This window comes from Halomonas sp. YLGW01 (genome assembly GCF_014840935.1).
In the GTDB taxonomy this organism is placed as follows: Bacteria; Pseudomonadota; Gammaproteobacteria; order Pseudomonadales; family Halomonadaceae; genus Onishia.
Genome location: NZ_CP062005.1, coordinates 1,022,796 through 1,041,118, shown reverse-complemented (window position 1 = coordinate 1,041,118; position 18,323 = coordinate 1,022,796). Strand labels below are relative to the sequence as shown.

Annotated in this window: 17 protein-coding genes and 2 tRNA genes; 10 read left to right on the top strand and 9 right to left on the bottom strand. The window is 67.5% G+C overall.

Features of this window, described 5'->3' with window-relative positions; all coding sequences use genetic code 11:
• Window positions 1-21 precede the first annotated feature (21 nt).
• The 8 genes from IEJ03_RS04835 to hemA all read right to left on the bottom strand — a co-directional run bounded on the left by IEJ03_RS04835 (window position 22) and on the right by hemA (window position 8,111).
• The gene (locus IEJ03_RS04835) at window positions 22-825 is read right to left on the bottom strand and encodes an ABC transporter permease (protein ID WP_192036555.1); all 804 of its coding nucleotides are present in this window, start codon (window positions 823-825) and stop codon (window positions 22-24) included.
• Complete coding sequence (locus tag IEJ03_RS04830) at window positions 822-1,745, bottom strand: ABC transporter permease (RefSeq protein WP_192036554.1); 924 nt, start codon at window positions 1,743-1,745, stop codon at window positions 822-824. The genes IEJ03_RS04835 and IEJ03_RS04830 overlap by 4 nt, the downstream gene beginning before the upstream one ends.
• The gene (locus IEJ03_RS04825) at window positions 1,742-2,893 is read right to left on the bottom strand and encodes an ABC transporter ATP-binding protein (RefSeq protein WP_192036553.1); all 1,152 of its coding nucleotides are present in this window, start codon (window positions 2,891-2,893) and stop codon (window positions 1,742-1,744) included. The genes IEJ03_RS04830 and IEJ03_RS04825 overlap by 4 nt, the downstream gene beginning before the upstream one ends.
• A gap of 353 nt (window positions 2,894-3,246) precedes the next feature.
• Window positions 3,247-3,999 carry a molybdopterin-synthase adenylyltransferase MoeB gene (gene moeB, locus IEJ03_RS04820; protein WP_192037185.1) on the bottom strand — a complete coding sequence of 251 codons (753 nt, stop codon included), beginning with the start codon at window positions 3,997-3,999 and terminating at the stop codon, window positions 3,247-3,249.
• Window positions 4,000-4,123: 124 nt separating this feature from the next.
• Window positions 4,124-4,624, bottom strand: a complete 501-nt coding sequence (locus IEJ03_RS04815) for an Lrp/AsnC ligand binding domain-containing protein (protein WP_192036552.1) — start codon at window positions 4,622-4,624, stop codon at window positions 4,124-4,126.
• Window positions 4,625-4,861: 237 nt separating this feature from the next.
• Entirely contained in the window at window positions 4,862-5,701 is an 840-nt protein-coding gene (gene prmC, locus IEJ03_RS04810) for a peptide chain release factor N(5)-glutamine methyltransferase (RefSeq protein ID WP_277950349.1), read from the bottom strand.
• 20 nt (window positions 5,702-5,721) lie between these two features.
• Window positions 5,722-6,810 (bottom strand): peptide chain release factor 1, encoded by a 1,089-nt coding sequence (prfA, locus tag IEJ03_RS04805; RefSeq protein WP_192036550.1) that lies wholly within the window; start codon window positions 6,808-6,810, stop codon window positions 5,722-5,724.
• Window positions 6,807-8,111: a glutamyl-tRNA reductase gene (gene hemA / locus IEJ03_RS04800; RefSeq protein ID WP_192036549.1), complete on the bottom strand. Its 1,305-nt coding sequence runs from the start codon at window positions 8,109-8,111 to the stop codon at window positions 6,807-6,809. The genes prfA and hemA overlap by 4 nt, the downstream gene beginning before the upstream one ends.
• Window positions 8,112-8,344: 233 nt before the next feature.
• Here hemA and IEJ03_RS04795 point away from each other — a divergent pair, with 233 nt between their 5' ends.
• The 10 genes from IEJ03_RS04795 (at window position 8,345) to IEJ03_RS04750 (ending at window position 16,774) form a co-directional block, all read left to right on the top strand.
• Complete coding sequence (locus IEJ03_RS04795; RefSeq protein ID WP_192036548.1) at window positions 8,345-10,075, top strand: tetratricopeptide repeat protein; 1,731 nt, start codon at window positions 8,345-8,347, stop codon at window positions 10,073-10,075.
• Window positions 10,076-10,146: 71 nt separating this feature from the next.
• Window positions 10,147-10,752 (top strand): lipoprotein insertase outer membrane protein LolB, encoded by a 606-nt coding sequence (lolB, locus tag IEJ03_RS04790; RefSeq protein WP_192036547.1) that lies wholly within the window; start codon window positions 10,147-10,149, stop codon window positions 10,750-10,752.
• Between the two features lie 4 nt (window positions 10,753-10,756).
• Entirely contained in the window at window positions 10,757-11,647 is an 891-nt protein-coding gene (ispE, locus tag IEJ03_RS04785) for a 4-(cytidine 5'-diphospho)-2-C-methyl-D-erythritol kinase (protein WP_192037184.1), read from the top strand.
• An 83-nt stretch (window positions 11,648-11,730) separates the two neighbouring features.
• Window positions 11,731-11,805, top strand: a tRNA-Gln gene (locus tag IEJ03_RS04780).
• Between the two features lie 69 nt (window positions 11,806-11,874).
• On the top strand, window positions 11,875-12,816 hold the full coding sequence (locus IEJ03_RS04775) for a ribose-phosphate pyrophosphokinase (protein WP_192036546.1): 942 nt from the start codon (window positions 11,875-11,877) through the stop codon (window positions 12,814-12,816).
• A 122-nt stretch (window positions 12,817-12,938) separates the two neighbouring features.
• The gene (locus tag IEJ03_RS04770; RefSeq protein WP_192036545.1) at window positions 12,939-13,592 is read left to right on the top strand and encodes a 50S ribosomal protein L25/general stress protein Ctc; all 654 of its coding nucleotides are present in this window, start codon (window positions 12,939-12,941) and stop codon (window positions 13,590-13,592) included.
• Between the two features lie 148 nt (window positions 13,593-13,740).
• Window positions 13,741-14,325 carry an aminoacyl-tRNA hydrolase gene (gene pth, locus IEJ03_RS04765; RefSeq protein ID WP_192036544.1) on the top strand — a complete coding sequence of 195 codons (585 nt, stop codon included), beginning with the start codon at window positions 13,741-13,743 and terminating at the stop codon, window positions 14,323-14,325.
• Between the two features lie 120 nt (window positions 14,326-14,445).
• Entirely contained in the window at window positions 14,446-15,537 is a 1,092-nt protein-coding gene (ychF, locus tag IEJ03_RS04760; RefSeq protein WP_192036543.1) for a redox-regulated ATPase YchF, read from the top strand.
• A 102-nt stretch (window positions 15,538-15,639) separates the two neighbouring features.
• Window positions 15,640-15,716 (top strand) — tRNA-Met (locus IEJ03_RS04755).
• Between the two features lie 137 nt (window positions 15,717-15,853).
• Complete coding sequence (locus IEJ03_RS04750) at window positions 15,854-16,774, top strand: DMT family transporter (protein ID WP_192036542.1); 921 nt, start codon at window positions 15,854-15,856, stop codon at window positions 16,772-16,774.
• A 127-nt stretch (window positions 16,775-16,901) separates the two neighbouring features.
• Here the strand turns inward: IEJ03_RS04750 and IEJ03_RS04745 are convergent, their stop codons facing one another.
• Window positions 16,902-18,200: a M18 family aminopeptidase gene (locus IEJ03_RS04745; RefSeq protein ID WP_192036541.1), complete on the bottom strand. Its 1,299-nt coding sequence runs from the start codon at window positions 18,198-18,200 to the stop codon at window positions 16,902-16,904.
• Window positions 18,201-18,323: the final 123 nt, after the last annotated feature.

Below are 18,323 nucleotides of genomic sequence, written 5' to 3'. Positions count from 1 at the left end.
CGCCCGCTGGTGACGACGGCGCTAGTGGCGCCTCGTCTGCTGGCGGCCCAGCAGCAGGCTCGCCACCGCGGCCAGTGCGACCGCGGCGATCATCAGGGTCGCGATGGCATTGATCTCCGGCGAGCCCCCCTTCCTGATCGCCCCCCAGATGTAGATCGGCAGCGTCGCGCTCTCGGGACCGGCGGTGTAGAAGCTGATCACGAAATCATCCAGCGACAGGGTAAACGACAGGAAGGCCGAGGAGATCAGGGCCGGCCTGAGGCTCGGCACCAGGAAGTGGCGGGCCCACTGCCAGGGTGTGGCATAGAGATCCCTGGCCGCCTCGAACAGGCTCGGGTCGAGTCCGACCAGGCGCGAGTAGACGATCAGCGCCACGAAGGGCACCTGGAAGGTGACATGAGCGATGATCATGGTGTCAAGCCCCGGCGACAGCGAGCCGGTCAGCCGCTCCACCTGCACGAAGAAGGCCATCTCGGCGATGCCGAAGACGATATCCGGCAGCACCAGCGGCAGATAGATCAGCACCACCAGCCAGCCCAGACGGCGCCGGCGATGGTGAAACATGCCATAGCCGATCAGGCTGCCGAGCAGGAGAGCGATCAGCGAGGAGATCACCGCCAGCAGCAGGCTGTTGCCCAGGGCGGCGAGCAGCGCCTCGTTACCGAACAGGCGTTCATACCAGCGCAGCGACACGCCGGTGAAATGAGCCGCGCTGTTGGAAGCATTGAAGGAATAGAGCACCACCACCGCCAGCGGCAGGTAGAGAAAGACCAGCGTCAGCCACCAGAAGACGCGCAGGCCACGGTGAAAGCCACGACGGGTCATATCACCACCTCCTCGCCGCCGCCCAGGCGCCTGCCCAGCCGTCGCATCAGGTAGAGGCCGGCGAAGGTCGCCAGCAGCATCAGGATCGCCCCGGCGGCTCCCAGCGGCCAATTGGCGCCCCCGGCGAACTGCCGCGCCACCAGGTTGCCAAGCAGCATGTGCTTGCCGCCGCCCAAGAGCTCCGACACCACGTACATGCCGAAGGCGGGAATCGCCACCAGCACAACGCCGGCCAGGAGCCCCGGCAGGGTCTGGGGGAAGACCGCGTGGCGAAAAGCCATGATGGGGGAGGCGTAGAGATCCTGAGCCGCCTCCACCTGCGCCGTATCGAGCTTCTCGAAGGCTGCATAGAGCGGCAGCACCATGAAGGGCAGGAAGTTGTAAACGAGCCCCAGGGTCACCGCGATATTCGACGGATAGAGCCCCATGTTGGGGAGAATCAGGCTCAGTGCCTCGGCCAGTTCGGCCAGCGGCGTGCCCGGTGCCAGCAGGTTCATCCAGCCGAAGGTGCGAATCACCTGGTTGGTCCAGGAGGGCACCACCAGCGCCAGCAGCATCACCGGCCGCCAGCGCGCCCGGGCGGTGCTGATGTGGTAGGCCAGCGGGTAGCTGATCGCTACCACCAGCAGGGTCGCGACCAGCGTCTGGAGGAGCGAGCGCAGCAGGGTGTAGAGGTTGGCCGGACTCCAGCCCAGGATGCCGAAGCCCGCCAGGCGCTCGAAGGCCTCCAGGGTCAGCGGCATCCGGGGCTGGCCGTAGGGCCCATTGCTCATGAAGGCCACCCCCATCAGGTAGAGGCTCGGCAGCACCAGGAAGATCAGCAGCCACAGCGCCCCCGGCGCCACGGTCAGCAGCAGGTGTCGCGTCTCGCCAAGGCTTCCCGCCGCACCGGGCGCGCGAGTCTCGACGCCCCGGCTCATGCGCCCTCCCCGCTCAGGGTCACCAGATCCTCGGCGGCCACCGACACGCCGACGCGGTCGCCGACGCCGGGCAGCCGTCCGCCCCGATTGTTGACCAGCGCCTGCAGCTCGCCATCGCCCACGGCGAGGCGGTATTCGGCGTGACTGCCCCGATAGAGGCAGTCGGTGACACGTCCGGCCAGGCGGTTCAAGCCGCCCTGATCCGGCGGCTGCAGATCGAGGGTCTCGGGACGGATCAGCAGCAGATCGCCGTCGCCGGACGCCGGCGACTCGACCCTCAGGGTGCCCAGGGCGGTCGTGAGCTCCGAGCCCTGGCGTGAGCGCACCGGGAAGAGGTTGTCATGGCCCATGAAGCGCGCCACGAAGGCATTCGCCGGTCGCTCGAAGATCTCCCGGGGCGTGCCCACCTGCTGGATGCCGCCGCCATTGAGCACGGCGATGCGGTCCGACATCACCATGGCCTCCTGCTGATCGTGGGTCACGAACAGGAAGGTCATGCCCAGACGCGCCTGGACGCGCTTGAGCTCGACCTGCAGCTGGCCGCGCAGCCCGGCATCCAGGGCCGACAGCGGCTCGTCGAGCAGCAGCACGTCGGGCTCGCAGACCAGCGCCCGGGCCAGGGCGATGCGCTGTCGCTGGCCACCGGAGAGCTGATCCACCCGGCGATCGACCAGCCCGCCCAGCTGGATGAAGCGCGCGATCTCGGCGACCCGCGATTCCCGCTCGGCCCTGGCGACGCCCTGCATGCGCAGCCCGAAGGCCAGGTTCTCGCGCACCGACAGGTGTGGGAAGAGCGCATAGGACTGGAAGACGGTATTGACGCTGCGCCGGTGCGGCGGCACCCGGGTGATGTCCCGCCCGCCCAGGATCAGCCGACCGGCATCCGGCGCCTCGAGCCCGGCAAGGATCCGCAGCAGCGTCGTCTTGCCACAGCCCGAGGGACCGAGCAGGGTGAAGAACTCGCCCTCGCGAATCGTCAGGTCGACGCCATCCAGCGCCACCGTCTCGGCACCGAAGCGCTTGTGCAGCCCCTCGAAGGCGATCGCCGACGCAGGGCGCTGCCGCCCCGGGGCGCCCGCGCGCCGTTCCTTACGGGCGGGGGGCTGACCGTGCTGATCTCGCTCATCGCTCTCCTCGTCTCGTCGCATGCCGGCCTTCGCCGGCCGGGTCATGGCCGGTCGCGAAGTCTATAGAACTGTGCCGCCGGGACCAATAGCCCGGGGCACGACCGGGGCCGGGCTTTCCCGTGGAGGATCGGGCCGGCCGAGAAGGACAACGGCCCGCTGCGACGGGAAGAGGAGACAGGAGGGGCGTCAGCGTCGGGCGTCTGTGTCGGGCGTCTGTGTCGGGCGTCTGTGTCGGGCGTCTGTGTCGGGCGTCTGTGTCGGGCGTCTGTGTCGGGCATCTGTGTCGGGCGTCTGTGTCGGGCGTCTGTGTCGGGCGTCTGCGTCGGGCTCGGCCGGTGAGCCGGAATGCCTGGACTCGACGCGCTGCTCGGGGATCAGGCCGTCCCGCAGACCGGGCAGGCCGGGTCCCGAGGCACCCGGAAGTGGCGCCACTCGCCGGTGAGCCCATCGAAGGTGGAGAGGCCCCGATGGGCCCGACCGGCGCCGCTGAGCAGCTTGACCGCCTCCAGCGCCTGAAAGCTTCCGATCACCCCCACCAACGGCGCCACCACACCGTTCTCGGCGCAGCGCAGCTCCTCATCCTCGCCCGGCTCACCAGGCGGATAGAGGCAGGCATAGCAGGGGCTTTCCGGGTCGCGAGAGTCGAAGACTGCCAGTTGGCCGCCGAAGCGAATCGCCGCCCCGGAGATCAGCGGCACGCCGGCCGCCCGGCAGGCGGCGTTGATGGCATAGCGCGAGGCGAAGCGATCGGTGCAATCGAGGACCAGATCCGCCGCCTGGACGGCGTGGGCGAGCGCCTCGCCGTCGAGGCGCTCGGTGACGGCGGTGATCCGGCAGGAAGGATTGAGGGCCAGAGCCGCCTCGCAGGCCGACGCAGCCTTGTTGCGTCCGATATCCGCCTCGCCATGGGCGATCTGGCGCTGCAGGTTGGAGAGCTCGACCGCATCGTCGTCGGCCAGGGTCAAGCGCCCCACCCCTGCCGCCGCCAGATAGAGGGCCACCGGTGAGCCGAGCCCGCCGGCTCCGATCACCAGCGCGTGGCTCTCAAGCAGACGCTCCTGGCCCTCGATCTCGATCGGCTCGAGCATGATCTGGCGGCTGTAGCGCAGCAGCGCCTGGTCGTTCATCGTCACGTCTTTCTCACTCTACTGGGGCCGGCTCTACTGGGACTGGCTCTACTGGTGACTGGCGATGCGGGCACGGGTTCTACGGATACTGGCCAGCCGGAATCGCATCGCCGCCGGCCCGCACTCAGTGCTCCTCGAGCTGCTCGACATCCGGGATATGCAGGGTGAACTCTTCCTTGACCTCTTCCATGACCACGTAGCTCTTCGACTCCTTGACGCCCGGCAGGGTCAGCACCACCTCGCCGAGCAGCTGGCGGTAGGCGGACATCTCGGGAATCCGGCACTTGAGGATGTAGTCGAATTGCCCGGAGACCAGGTGACACTCCTGGATCTGGGGCAGCTTGCGCACGGCACGGCGGAACTCGTCGAAGACCGCCGGCGACTGGCTCTCGAGGCTGATCTCGACGAACACCAGCAGCTTGGCCTTGAGCGCCCGGGGGTCGAGCACGGCCTTGTAGCCGCGGATGATGCCCGAGCGCTCCAGGCGCTTGACGCGCTCAAGGCAGGGGGTGGTCGAGAGCCCGACCTGCGCGGCCAGGTCGACATAGGAAACACGGGCATTGTCCTGTAGGGCACGCAGGATCTTCAGGTCGATACGGTCGAGCGAGCGGGTCTTGGCTTTCATGGGCATCCAGTGTCCAAGCTCGATGTGCGAACGAACGGCTGCAGCATCGCCGCCGGATCGCCCGAACATCATGGCTTTCATAGTTGTTGGAGGGGGTGATCGACGCAAACCTCAGTGATCGGTCAGGCCTTTTCAGACAATTGCCAGTGAGGTTCGCCGCACACCCACCCTGTTTCCCTACAAGTACCATATCCGCGCTGGCCGGCGCGAGTCGCACCGCCAACGCTGGACGCCGCCCTAGCCGGGCCAGCATCCCAGGCTGACCCGGTCGCGCCCGCCCAGGTCCTTAAGGGTCGCGACGTCCGCATAGCCGGCCGCTTCAAACGCCTGGCGCACCGCCGCGCCCTGCTCGAGGCCATGCTCGAGCAGCAGCCAACCACCGGACTCGAGATGAGCGCGGGCCTCGTTCACCAGCCAGTGGAGATCGGCCAGGCCGTCATCGCCGGCGACCAACGCCGAGCGGGGCTCGAAGCGCACATCGCCCTGCCCGAGGTGCGGATCGTCATCGGCGAGATAGGGGGGATTGGCCACCACCAGCGCGAAGCGCTCGCCCTCAAGTGCCGCGAACCAGTCGCTCTCCAGGAAGCGAACGCGGCCGAGCCCCAGTCGGACGGCGTTGTCCCGGGCGAGTGCCACCGCCTCGGGCGAACGATCGACGCCGGTCACGCCCCAGCCGGGGCGCTCGCTGGCAAAGGCCAGCGCAATGGCGCCGGTACCGGTACCGAGATCCAGACAGGCACCGGCACCGGCACCGGCACGCGTCAACGCCGCCTCGACCAGGCATTCGGTATCGGGGCGCGGGATGAGGGTGGCGTCATGGGTCCGCAGCGAAAGGCCCCAGAACTCCCGCTCACCGGTCAGGTAGGCGACCGGCATGCCCTGCGCCCGCGCCGCGACTAAGGCCTCGAAGCGGGCTCGCACCAGGGGCTCGGACTCGCGATCGCCCCAGGTAAAGAGCCAGGCACGATCGACATCGAGCACATGGCACAAAAGCACCTCGGCATCGAGCCTCGGGCTTGGCGAGCCCGCCGCCTGCAGGCGCTGGGCGGCACGGACCAAGAGCACGTCGAGGCGTATCTGACTGTCTCCTTGGCGCATCAGGCTTCCTGCTGGAGGGCCGCGAGCTGCTCGGCCTGATACTCGTGGAGCAGCGGCTCGACGATCTCGTCGAGCTCGCCGGTGATCACCTCATTGAGCTTGTAGAGGGTCAGATTGATGCGGTGATCGGTCACCCGCCCCTGGGGAAAGTTGTAGGTGCGGATGCGCTCGCTGCGATCGCCGGAGCCGACCAGCGAACGGCGCTCGTCGGCCTGTTGCTGGCGCTGACTGTCCTGGGCGCTCTGCTTGAGGCGTGCGGCCAAGAGCGACATCGCCTTGGCCCGGTTCTTGTGCTGACTACGCTCCTCCTGGCACTCGACCACCACGCCGCTGGGCAGGTGGGTGATGCGGATCGCGGAATCGGTGGTGTTGACGTGCTGACCGCCGGCGCCGCTGGAGCGGAAGGTATCGACCCTCAGGTCGCTCGAGTTGATGTCGATGTCGCCGACCTGGTCCGCTTCGGGCATCACCGCCACGGTGCAGGCAGAGGTGTGGATGCGCCCCTGGGACTCGGTAGCCGGCACCCGCTGCACCCGGTGCGCCCCGGACTCGAACTTGAGGCGGGCATAGACGCCCTCGCCCTTGACCCTCGAGATCAGCTCCTTGTAGCCACCCTGCTCGCCGTGACTTGCGCTGATCACCTCGACCTTCCAGCCGTGCTTCTCGGCATAGCGGGAGTACATGCGGAACAGATCGCCCGCGAACAGGGCGGCCTCGTCGCCGCCGGTCCCGGCGCGCACCTCCAGATAGACGCTGCGGCCATCGTCCGGGTCCTTGGGCACCAGCAGGCGCTTGAGCGCCTCCTCGAGCGAGACCAGGCGCTCCTGGCCCTCGGCCTGCTCGAGCTCAGCAAGCTCGCGCATCTCGGCGTCGCTGTCCTCGAGCAGGGCCTGGGCGGCCTCGATGTTGCCTTCGGTATCGCGAAACTCCCGCCAGGTGGCGACCAGTTCATCGAGTTCGGCATATTCCCGGGAGTAGTCGCGGAAGCGGGGCTGGTCGGCGATGACGTCGGGCTCGGCCAGCAGGGCCGAGAGTTCCTCGAAGCGCTCGGCGAAGGTATCCAGGCGCTGACGCAATGTGGCTTTCATGAAGAGTCCTGTTGTCTGGTGCCGCTCATCGAAGGGGCCTGAGGCGTACCGTCGGCGCTGAAGAGCAACGCCTCGGCCGCGTCGATCAGGTCCTGGCGTTCGGCCCCGGAGGCTTCGCGCAGGCCGAGGGTGGGGGCATGCATGAGCTTGTTGGCGAGCTGGCGGGCCAGCCGCGCGACGACCTTCTCCGGGTCCTCGCCGCGCGCCAATTGCGCCAGCGCCTGTTCCTCGGACTCGGCACGCAGCCGCTCGCCCTGGTCCCGGTAGCGGCGGATCAGGTCGCCGGCGCCACGCACCCGGCGCTCGTGCTGCCAGCTGCCCACGCCATGCTCGATCAGCGCCTCGGCCTGATCCGCGGCCACCTGACGATGGCGGCGATTCTCCTCGATGACCTCGTGAAGATCATCGACGGTATAGAGGAAGACATCATCCAGTTCACCGACCTGAGGCTCGATATCCCGGGGCACGGCGATATCGACCATGAACACCGGCCGATGACGGCGCTTCTTGATCGCCCGCTCGACCATGCCCTTGCCAAGGATCGGCAGCGGCGCCGCCGTGGAGGAGATGACGATGTCGGCGCGGGCCAGGGCATCGGGGATCTCGTTGAGGGAGATCGCCTCGCCACCGACGCCATCGGCCAGCTGGGCGGCGCGCTCACGGGTACGGTTGGCCACGATCAGCTGACGCACCCCCGCCTCCTTGAGGTGGCGGGCGACCAGCTCGATGGTCTCGCCGGCGCCGATCAGCAGCGCCGTGGAGCGCCGGAAGTCATCGAAGATGCGGCTGGCCATGCTGACCGCCGCATAGGCCACGGAGACCGGGTTTTCTCCGATGCCGGTCTCGGTGCGCACCCGCTTGGCCACCGCGAAGGTGTGCTGGAAGAGCCGTTCGAGTTCGCCGCCCAGCCCCTGATGGGTGCGCGCCGCCTGATAGGCGTCCTTTAGCTGACCCAGGATCTGCGGCTCGCCGAGCACCATCGAGTCCAGCCCGACGGCGACCCGCATCAGATGTCGTGCCGCATCGCCGTCCAGGAAATGGTAGGCCGCGGCCGCCACCTGCTCGACGCTGAGCGCATGAAAGCGACTCAACCAGTCAAGGATCGCCGCCTCACCGTCACGCTCGATCACGCAATACAGTTCGGTGCGATTACAGGTCGACAGCAGGGCGGCCTCCTCCACCTCGGGCAGCCCGCGCAGCTCGGTCAGTGCCGATTCCAGCTGCGCCGGGGTAAAGGCGACCTGCTCGCGCACCTCGACCGCTGCCGTCTTGTGATTGATGCCAAGGGCCAAAAGCGTCATGCAATCAGAGTCTTCGCTCAAGGGGATGGGTGCGAGTCACGGCACTCACCGTACGGAGTTGTGCGGAGCCAGGCCAGCTAGCCTGGAGACACCCGCCAACGCCAGGGGCGAGGACGCCGGATCGTCCGAAGGCGGCAATTCTAGCACAGCCCACCCCCGGGACACGCCCCCATGGCTTTGCCCGTGCCCGGCGAGCCGTTATGCTGGGCACTGATTCACGTTATGAGACGATCATGAGCGCACGCCTGTTCCAGACGGCCCTTCTCACGGCGATCCTCGCGCTGCTCACGGCCTGCCAGGGCATGCCCGGGACGCAGGATGCCGAGATTGCCGATCCCATGCGCGGGGCGCCGCCGATCTCCCGGGGCCTGGACGCCAGTAGCCTCGAGACCCTGCTGATCGCCGAACTCGCCGGGCGACGCGGTCACTATGAGCGCGCCACCCAGGGCTACCTGGACGTCGCCGAGCGCTACGGCTCGGCGGCGCTGACCGAGCGGGCCACCCTGGCCGCTCGCCTGAGCGAGCAGCCGGCGCTGCTGGAAACGGCCGCCCGCCGCTGGCACGAGCGCGCACCCGATGCCGAGGCCCCGCTGCGCATGCTGGCGAGCCTCGCCCAGCAGCGCGGCGACTGGCAGAAGGCGCTCGAGATGCGCCTGACCCTGGTAGCAACGGGCAAGCCAGGGGAGCTTGCCAGCTTCGCCGAACAGGCGCTCGGCCAGGGAGTCGAGCCGCAGCCGCTGCTCCTCCCGCTGCGCCGCCACCTGCTGAACGCCGATGACGACGCCCCCCATGCCCATGACGCCATTCTCGCCACCGCCCTGCTCGAGGCTGCCAACGGCGAGCGCGGGCGGGCCGAGGCGCGCCTCGACGCCCTGAGCCGCACCCACCCGGAGCTGCCCGCCCTGTGGCTGACTCGCGCCCGCATCGCCCTGGAAGAAGATGACCCGACCGGCGCCCGACGCGCCGCCCGGCGAGGCCTGGAGGTCTCCCCGGCGGACAGCCGCTTCCTGTTGCTGCTGGCCCGCAGCGAGCTGGCGCTGGGCCGCGCCACCGCGGCCGAGCGCCAGACCGATCGATTGCTTGAGCAGCACGATAAGCAGCCGGAGCTACGCTTGGCGCTGGCGCGTCTCTTCCTCGAGGCGCGCCAGCCTGCCCCGGCCCGCCGCCTGTTGCTGCCACTGGTCGATGACGACGCCACCCCACCGGCGGCCTTCCTACTGCTGGGCAGCATCGCCGAGCAGCAAGGCGAGATCGACAATGCCCTGCTCTACTATCGCCAGGTAACGGAGGGCGAGCAGTTCCTCGGCGCCCGCCTGCAAGCGGCGCGCATGCTGATCGAGGCCGACCGCCTGCCCGATGCCCTGGAGTTTCTGCGTCTCGAGCGGCTTCGCCACGAGGCGCAGGCCGCGGATCTCGCCGCCCTGGAAGTCGAGCTGCTCGATGAGGTCGGCGAACGCGACGCCGCCGATGCGGTGCTGGCCGAAGCCCGCGGTCGCCTCCCCGACAACGACGGTCTGCTATATATGCAGGCCATGCGCAAGTTCAACGCCGGCGACCTGGCCGGCATGGAAACCGACCTGCGCGCACTGATCGAGCGGCGCCCCGACAACGCCATGGCCATGAATGCCTTGGGCTACACCTTGGCCGACCTGACTTCGCGCCTCGAGGAAGCCCGCGAACTGATCGAGGAAGCGCACCGGCTGGCCCCGGACAATCCGGCGATCCTCGACAGCCTCGGCTGGGTGCTGCACAAGCAGGGCGAGAACGATCGAGCCCTGCCCTATCTCGAGCAGGCCTATGCGCGGATGCCGGATCAGGAGATCGCCGCCCATCTCGCCGAGGTGCTCTGGGCGCTGGAGCGCACCGCCGAGGCTCGCGACCTGATCGCGCGTGGCCTCGCCCGCTTCGAAGAGCACCCCAAGCTCGATGAGCTGATCCAGCGAATCCCGGCCCTGGCGCCCTGAAGGCGCCAGGACTTCGGCACAGCCCTGCACGATACGTCACTCTGGCCGACACCCGAGATTGAGAGACTCCGATGACCCGACGCTTCATTGTTCTGATCGCCCTGGCTCTGCTGGCCGGCTGTGCCGCCCGCGCACCGGCCCCCACCGGCAGCGCCGAACGCGGCCCCTGGCAGGATCAGGTCGACCGCCTCGAGGCACTAAGCAGCTGGACCCTGGCCGGCAAGGTGGGGCTGCGCACCCCGGATGAGAACACCAGCGCCAACCTAGACTGGCGCCAGCGCCCCCACTATTACCGGCTGCTGATCAGCGGCCCCTTCGGCGCCGGGCGCACCACCCTGGAGGGCACCGCTCAGGAGGTCACCCTGACCAATGGCGAGGGACGCCTCAGCGCCAACAGCGCCGAGGCGTTGCTCGAACAGGCGCTGGGGTGGTCGCTGCCCGTCTCGTCGCTGGATCACTGGATTCGCGGCCTGCCCGCGCCGGAAGGCAACGTCGAGCGCGAGGTCGACGCCCTGGGCTACCCGACGCGCCTGATCCAATCCGGCTGGACCATCGACTACGGTGGCTGGATGCCGGCCGGCGACCTGTGGCTGCCGCGTCGCCTGGACATGCAGCGCCCGGGCATCGAGGCCACCCTACTCATCACCATCTGGCAGCCGGAGACCGAGCGTGACTGAGACGATGCCGTTTTCCCGTGCCACCCCGACGACGGGGACGACCCTCAGCCTGCCGGCGCCGGCCAAGCTCAATCGCCTGCTGCATATCACCGGACGCCGCGCCGACGGCTATCATGAGCTGCAGACCCTGTTCCAGTTCCTGGATGTGGGCGACACCCTGCACTTCACCCTCCGGGACGATGAGGCCATCCGCCTCACACCGGCCCTCGCAGGCGTGGCCGACGACGACAACCTGGTGGTACGCGCGGCCCGCCTGCTCAAGGCGGAGACCGGCTGTCGTCGCGGGATCGACATCCACCTCGACAAGCGCCTGCCAATGGGAGGAGGCCTGGGCGGAGGCAGCTCCAACGCCGCCACCACCCTGCTGGCCCTGAACCGGCTGTGGGATCTGGGCCTCGACGAGGAACGACTGGCCGCCCTGGGGCTGACACTGGGCGCCGACGTACCCGTGTTCGTGCGCGGCCGCGCCGCCTGGGCCGAAGGCGTCGGCGAGCGCCTCACTCCGGCCACCCTCGACACCCCGCATTTCGTGGTGATTCACCCCGGGGTCTCGGTCGCTACCGCACGGGTCTTCCAGGCGTCTGAATTGACACGCGACACCCCGGCCATTAGACTTTCGCGCGCACTTGAGGGGGGCGCGTCGAGCTGGCGAAACGACTGCGAGACCACGGTCCGCAAGCTGTATCCGCCGGTCGATGAGGCCATCGAGTGGCTGGCCCGGCGAGCGCCGACCATGCTGACCGGCACCGGGGCTTGCCTGTTCGGGCGTTTGACTAACGTCGAAGAGGCCGCTAGCATTGCGCGCCAAGTCGACCCACGCTGGCACGCATTCACGGCGCAAGGCATGAACGTCTCCCCTCTCCATAAGGCTCTGGGGGTAAGGCACAAGGCCTAGCGTGCATTGCCCGCACGACGGCTCTCGTCTTCCGGACTCGATTCCTTGACGAGAGTACTAGCGGAGTCGACAGGCAAGGTTACTGGGGTATAGCCAAGTGGTAAGGCACCGGTTTCTGGTACCGGCATTCGCAGGTTCGAGTCCTGCTACCCCAGCCATTCCCTCCCGAGTCGACCGCCCGTCTTCATCCCTCACAGAGATTCCCAAGACTCCAAAGGTGGCTGCGCGTGTCTAAATTGATGGTTTTCGCCGGGAACGCCAATCCCGAACTTGCCCGCAAGATTGCCGAAGGACTCGACAATCGCCTCGGCCATGCCACGGTTGGCCAGTTCAGCGACGGCGAAATCGCGGTCGAAATCAATGAAAACGTCCGCGGCAAGGACGTTTTCGTGCTGCAGTCCACCTGCGCACCCACCAACGACAACATCATGGAACTGGTCCTGATGATTGATGCGTTGCGGCGCGCCTCCGCCGCCCGCATCACGGCGGTGGTCCCCTATTTCGGCTACGCCCGCCAGGACCGCCGCGTGCGCTCCGCTCGCGTGCCGATCTCTGCGAAGATCGTCGCCGACATGATGGTCAAGGCCGGCGTCGACCGGGTCATGACCATGGACCTGCACGCCGACCAGATCCAGGGCTTCTTCGACGTGCCGGTGGACAACGTCTATGGCTCGCCGATCCTGCTCGACGACATCGAGCGCCAGAATTATGAAGACCTGGTCGTGGTCTCGCCGGACGTGGGCGGCGTGGTCCGGGCCCGCGCCATCGCCAAGCAGCTCAACGCCGATCTCGCCATCATCGACAAGCGTCGCCCCCAGGCCAACCAGGCCCAGGTGATGCACATCATCGGCGAGATCCAGGACCGCACCTGCGTGGTGGTGGACGACATGATCGATACCGCCGGCACCCTGTGCAAGGCCGGTGAGGCCCTCAAGGCCCATGGCGCCCGCCGCGTGGTGGCCTATGCCACCCACCCGATCCTGTCCGGCCCGGCCGTCGATAACATCACCGGTTCGGTCCTAGACGAGGTCGTGGTGGCCGATACCATCCCGCTGTCCGACACGGCCCGCCGCAGCGGCAAGATTCGCCAGCTGTCGGTGGCCGGCCTGATCGCCGAGGCGATCCGTCGCGTCAGCAACGAAGAATCCGTCAGCGCGATGTTCCACTAACACCCCGATAAGGGGCAACGGGACATAACGCAGGATACGCGCGCCGTCAGGCGCCCATGGAAACGCCAAAGCTTGGTCGCGGGCTTGGCGTTCTCCTCATCAAACCAATGAGGTTTCATTCAATGTCCGATTTCAATCTTAATGCCAGCGTTCGTCACGACCTGGGGAAAGGTGCGAGCCGCCGCCTGCGTCGTGCGGACCTCGCCATCCCGGCGATCATCTACGGCGGCGAGACTGCACCGAAGTCCATCGCCATCGACAAGGCCCCGTTCTACAAGGCCATCGAAGATGAGTCCTTCTTCTCTTCCGTGATCACGCTGGACGTGGAAGGCCAGAAGGAGCAGGTCGTGGTGCGTGATCTGCAGCGTCACCCGTACAAGCCGCTGGTCACCCACGCCGACTTCCTGCGCGTCGACGCCACCCACGAGCTGACCCTGCACGTCCCGCTGCACGTGGTGGGCGAAGACACCAGCAAGGCGATCAAGGACCAGGACGGCGAACTGCACGTACTGGCCTCCGACGTCGAGATCAGCTGCCTGCCGAAGGATCTCCCCGAGTACCTGGAAGTGGACATCAGCGAGATCGAGCTGGGCACTACCCTGCACCTGTCCGACCTGACCGTTCCGGCGGGCGTGACCCTGGTCGCTCTGACTCACGGCGAAGATCACGACAACGCCGTGCTGAGCGTGACCAAGGCCAAGGTCCGGGCCGAGGAAGACGAAGAAGCCGAAGCACCGGCAGAGAAGCCGGCTGAAGGCGAAGGCGACACCGAGTAATCGGCGACGCCTGCGGGCATGCCGGCCAGCCGTCATGCCCGTACTGTCTTCTGAAAATCAAGCGCTTCGGCGCTTGATTTTTTTTGCCTGTTACAAGCCCGAACAGTAGCCCCTCGAACACACGCCCCGAACACGCGAGGACACCGACATGAGTCAGCTGAAAGCGATCATCGGCCTTGGCAACCCGGGCGCCGACTACGATGCGACCCGGCACAATGCCGGCGCCTGGCTGGTAGAGTCCCTGGCCCGCGATCATCACGCAACCCTGCGCGCCGAGCGCAAGTTCCAGGGGCTCTATGCCAAGATCACCCTGGCCGGTCAGGACCTGCACCTGCTCTACCCTCAGACCTTCATGAACAAGAGCGGCGGCTCGGTGGCCGCGCTGACCAAGTTCTTCAAGCTGGCCCCGGAAGAGCTGCTGGTCGCCCACGACGAACTGGATATCGCCCCCGGCACCGCCCGCTACAAGCAGGGCGGCGGCCACGGTGGCCATAACGGCCTGCGCGATATCATCGCCTCGCTGGGCAACGCCAAGGACTTCCATCGCCTGCGCATCGGCATCGGCCACCCCGGCGAGGCCCGCCAGGTCGTCAACTATGTGCTCGGCCGCCCCGGCAAGGCCGAACGCGCCGCCATCGATGCGACCCTGGACGAGATCGAGCGCACCCTGCCGGATGCCGTCGCCGGCGACTGGGCCCGGGCCATGAACCGCCTGCACAGCTTCAAGGGCTGATCCCACGGCCCGCCGCCAGGGCCATGACTCCGCCTCTCGCCGGCGCCTCGCTAGTGACAGGCCCGTCGGGTGGCGTAGAATGCCCGCCATCGTTTTTTCACCGAATGCCAGGAACACACCATGGGTTTCAACTGCGGTATCGTCGGCCTGCCCAACGTCGGCAAGTCCACCCTCTTCAATGCCCTGACCAAGTCGGGCATCGACGCCGAGAACTTTCCCTTCTGCACCATCGAGCCCAACGTCGGCATCGTGCCGATGCCGGATCCGCGCCTCGACAGGCTGGCCGAGATCGTGAGCCCCGAGAAGGTGATCCCCACCACCATGGAGTTCGTCGATATCGCGGGCCTCGTCGCCGGCGCCTCCAAGGGCGAAGGGCTCGGGAACAAGTTCCTGGCCAACATCCGCGAGACCGATGCCATCGCCCATGTGGTGCGCTGCTTCGACAACGACAACGTCATCCATGTCGCCAACCAGGTCGATCCCGAGGCGGACATCGAGATCATCAACATGGAACTGGCGCTTGCCGATCTGGACACCGTCGAGCGTGCCATCCAGCGCCTGGTGCGGGTCGCCAAGGGCGGCGACAAGGAGGCCGTCGCCACCAAGGCCATCCTCGAGCGCATCCAGCCGCACCTGGCCGAGGGCCAGCCGCTGAGAAGCTTCGGCCTCGATGATGACGAGCAGCGCCAGCTCAAGAGCTTCGGCTTCCTGACCCTGAAGCCGACCATGTATATCGCCAACGTCAACGACGACGGCTTCGAGAACAACCCCTACCTGGACAAGGTCCGCGAGATCGCCGCCGCCGAGGGCGCCATGGTGGTGCCGGTCTGCAACCAGATCGAGGCGGAGATCGCCGAGCTCGAAGACGAGGAGCGCGCTATGTTCCTCGACGAGCTGGGCATGGACGAGCCGGGCCTCGACCGCGTGATTCGTGCCGGCTATGAGCTGCTGGGCCTGCAGACTTATTTCACCGCCGGGGTGAAGGAGGTGCGCGCCTGGACCGTCAAGGTCGGCGCCACGGCTCCGGAAGGCGCCGGCGTGATCCATACCGACTTCCAGAAGGGCTTCATCCGCGCCGAGGTGGTCGCCTACGACGACTTCGTGTCCCTGGGTGGCGAGCAGGGCGCCAAGGATGCCGGCAAGTGGCGCCTGGAAGGCAAGGACTACATCCTCAAGGACGGTGACGTGGTGCACTTCCGCTTCAACGTCTGAGCCAGCCGGCAACGACATGACGCCAGGGCGCTGAAAAAAGACGCGGGATCATGCGCTTATGGTTGACGTGCACCATTCGCTTGCGTAGTATTCATCGCCGTTGGCTACATAGCTCAGCTGGTTAGAGCACATCACTCATAATGATGGGGTCCCCTGTTCGAATCAGGGTGTAGCCACCAAGATACAGAAAAAACGCCCGGACGGTTCGCCGTCCGGGCGTTTTTTTGACTCCCTCCCGTATTCATGGCATCAATAAGCACCTCGCTTACTCTCCCCCCCCGCACCCCCGCGCGGTGGCTCATGCCAAAGGATGGTCATGATGTGGATCCCGCTGGCCTTCGTGCTGCTGTTCTCGACCGGTTTCATCTGTGCGCGCCTGGGCACCATGGACGCCGAGCCCTTCACCCTGCTGCTGGTACGCAGCCTGGTGGTTCTACCGGTGCTGGCGGCCATCCTGTGGCTGCGTCGCTCCCCCCGCCGGTGGGGTGATGGCGGCCAGCGTCTGCGCCAGATGGGCGTCGGCATGCTGCTGCATGGCGCCTACCTGGGAGGCGTCTTCGCCGCCGTCAAGGCCGGCCTGCCCGCCGGCCTCACGGCCCTGCTGGTCAGCCTGCATCCTCTGGCGACGGCGGCCCTCTCGCTGCCGCTGCTCGGCGTGCGACTGGGCCCCAGGCAATGGATGGGGTTGGGGCTGGGCGCGCTGGGCGCCAGCCTGGTGCTGGGCGGTGGCCTGGATGTTTCCGAGGGGTGGCCGGTGATCGGGCTCGTCTGGTGCCTGGTGGCGCTGGTCGGCGTGTCGGGCGCGACCCTGTGGCAGAAGCGGCTGAGCGGCGGTATGGGCCTGGTCGAGGGGCTGGTCTTCCAGTACCTGGGCGCGGCGCTGGTGTTCGCCATCGCCGCCGGCTGGGTCGGCAGCTTCACCTTCGACCCCACGCCTCGCCTGCTGCTGACCCTGACCTGGCTGGTCGGCGCCATCTCGGTGGGCGCCATCTGGCTGTTGATGATGATGATCGAACGGGGCGAGGCTCATCAGGTCGCCCGCACCTTCTTCCTGGTGCCCCCCTGCGCCGCGGTGATGGCCTGGCTGCTGTTCGACGAACAGTGGACGGCGCCGATGATCCTCGGCGCCTCCCTGGTGGTGGCGGGGCTGGCCCTGGATCGCCCTCGGGCCGCCGCGCCCGCAAAGGCATCGGAGCCGGACGCTCCGGCCGCCAGCGAGGACGGCCGGGGCCGCTAGGACCCGGCTCTCTCCATCACACCTCTCCATCACACCTCTCCATCACACCTCTCCATCACACCTCTCCATCACACCTCTCCAGCACACCTCTTCATAACCCCTTCCCACCGGCCCTCCCCGCCGACGATCAGACCAGCGCGGGGCGGTTGAGGTAGGCGGTCAGCACCCGGGTCAGCCGCTCGGCGTCGTCACTGCCGGCGGTCTCGCGGATCGAGTGCATGCCCCACTGGGCGACGCCCACATCGAGAGTCGGCACACCGAGCTCTGTCGCCGTGATCGGCCCGATGGTGCTGCCACAGCCCATGTCGGCCCGGGTCACGAAGCTCTGCACCGGCACCTCGGCTTCCCGACACAGGTCATGAAACAGCGCCGAGGTGGCACTGTTGGTGGCGTAGCGCTGGCTGGCGTTGATCTTGATCACCGGGCCGCCGTTGATGGCAGGACCGTGACCGGCATCATGCTTGTCGGTGAAGTTCGGGTGCAGCGCGTGGGCATTGTCGCAGGAGATCATTCTTGATGCCTGGATCAGGCGAATGAAGCCCTCATCGCCGGCCTCGCCGAGCTGCGCATTGACCCGGCGCAGCACGTCGCTAAGGAAGGGCCCCTGGGCCCCGGACGCGCTGGCGCTGCCCACCTCCTCGTGGTCGTTGGCCACCAGCAGCGCGCCCTGCTCGCCGTCGCATCCGAGCAACGCCTCCAGGCCGATGAAGCACGACAACAGATTGTCGAGCCGGGCGCTGGCAATCAGCTCGCCCCGCGCGCCCACCCGAGCCGGCGGCTGGGTGTCGTAGAGCGCCAGCTCGAAGTCCAGCGGCTCGGCGTCCTGGATACCATGCTGTTCCTCGAGCCAGCCCCGCAGCAGGTCATGGAAGTCATCGCTGTCGCCGCCCTGCAACAAAACCGCCGCCATCTCGGTCTGAGGATTGATGGAGCGGTTGCTGTTGGCCTCGCGATCCAGATGAATCGCCAGGCTCGGCACCGTGGCCACCGGTCGGTCGACGTTGAGCAGCACCCCTTCGATTCGACCATCCGGGCGGCGCAGGTGCACCCGGCCGGCGAGGCCCAGGTCACGATCGAACCAGGGCGCCAGCAAGGCGCCGCCGTAGACCTGAACCCCCAGCTGCAGCCAGCCGGCACTGCGCTGAGCGGCGTGAGGCTTCAGGTGCAACCCGGGGCTGTCGGTATGGGCGCCGATCATGCGCAGCGCCTCGAGCCGCCCCTTGGGCAGCTGCAGGGCGATGATCGAGGAATCGTTACGGGTCACATAGACCCGCTCACCGGGCGCCAGCGTCCAGGGAGCTGTCTCGTCCAGGCGGCGATAGCCGGCGGCGTCGAGCGCAGCGGCCATGTTGGCGACCGCATGCCAGGGAGTGGGGGAATGCTCGAGAAAGTCGAGCAGGCGATCCAGGGGGGAAGCGTTAGGCATGTTCATCCTCTTGGAGGGTCTGTGTCCGGCGACACAGGCTGCTACAATGCGTTCTCGGCTGTCGAGAGGCGCGTGATGAGCCAGGCTCAGCTAGGGACGAAGTGTACATGAAACCGGGAGTGC

What these genes read in the sequence shown, in the direction of transcription:
- IEJ03_RS04830 (WP_192036554.1), bottom strand. Translation starts at nt 1,745, where the DNA reads ATGAGCCGGGGCGTCGAGACTCGCGCGCCCGGTGCGGCGGGAAGCCTT.
- IEJ03_RS04750 (WP_192036542.1), top strand. Translation starts at nt 15,854, where the DNA reads ATGATGTGGATCCCGCTGGCCTTCGTGCTGCTGTTCTCGACCGGTTTC.
- ychF (WP_192036543.1), top strand. Translation starts at nt 14,446, where the DNA reads ATGGGTTTCAACTGCGGTATCGTCGGCCTGCCCAACGTCGGCAAGTCC.
- lolB (WP_192036547.1), top strand. Translation starts at nt 10,147, where the DNA reads ATGACCCGACGCTTCATTGTTCTGATCGCCCTGGCTCTGCTGGCCGGC.
- prfA (WP_192036550.1), bottom strand. Translation starts at nt 6,810, where the DNA reads ATGAAAGCCACATTGCGTCAGCGCCTGGATACCTTCGCCGAGCGCTTC.
- IEJ03_RS04825 (WP_192036553.1), bottom strand. Translation starts at nt 2,893, where the DNA reads ATGCGACGAGACGAGGAGAGCGATGAGCGAGATCAGCACGGTCAGCCC.
- IEJ03_RS04745 (WP_192036541.1), bottom strand. Translation starts at nt 18,200, where the DNA reads ATGCCTAACGCTTCCCCCCTGGATCGCCTGCTCGACTTTCTCGAGCAT.
- IEJ03_RS04770 (WP_192036545.1), top strand. Translation starts at nt 12,939, where the DNA reads ATGTCCGATTTCAATCTTAATGCCAGCGTTCGTCACGACCTGGGGAAA.
- ispE (WP_192037184.1), top strand. Translation starts at nt 10,757, where the DNA reads ATGCCGTTTTCCCGTGCCACCCCGACGACGGGGACGACCCTCAGCCTG.
- IEJ03_RS04795 (WP_192036548.1), top strand. Translation starts at nt 8,345, where the DNA reads ATGAGCGCACGCCTGTTCCAGACGGCCCTTCTCACGGCGATCCTCGCG.
- moeB (WP_192037185.1), bottom strand. Translation starts at nt 3,999, where the DNA reads ATGAACGACCAGGCGCTGCTGCGCTACAGCCGCCAGATCATGCTCGAG.
- IEJ03_RS04835 (WP_192036555.1), bottom strand. Translation starts at nt 825, where the DNA reads ATGACCCGTCGTGGCTTTCACCGTGGCCTGCGCGTCTTCTGGTGGCTG.
- hemA (WP_192036549.1), bottom strand. Translation starts at nt 8,111, where the DNA reads ATGACGCTTTTGGCCCTTGGCATCAATCACAAGACGGCAGCGGTCGAG.
- IEJ03_RS04815 (WP_192036552.1), bottom strand. Translation starts at nt 4,624, where the DNA reads ATGAAAGCCAAGACCCGCTCGCTCGACCGTATCGACCTGAAGATCCTG.
- pth (WP_192036544.1), top strand. Translation starts at nt 13,741, where the DNA reads ATGAGTCAGCTGAAAGCGATCATCGGCCTTGGCAACCCGGGCGCCGAC.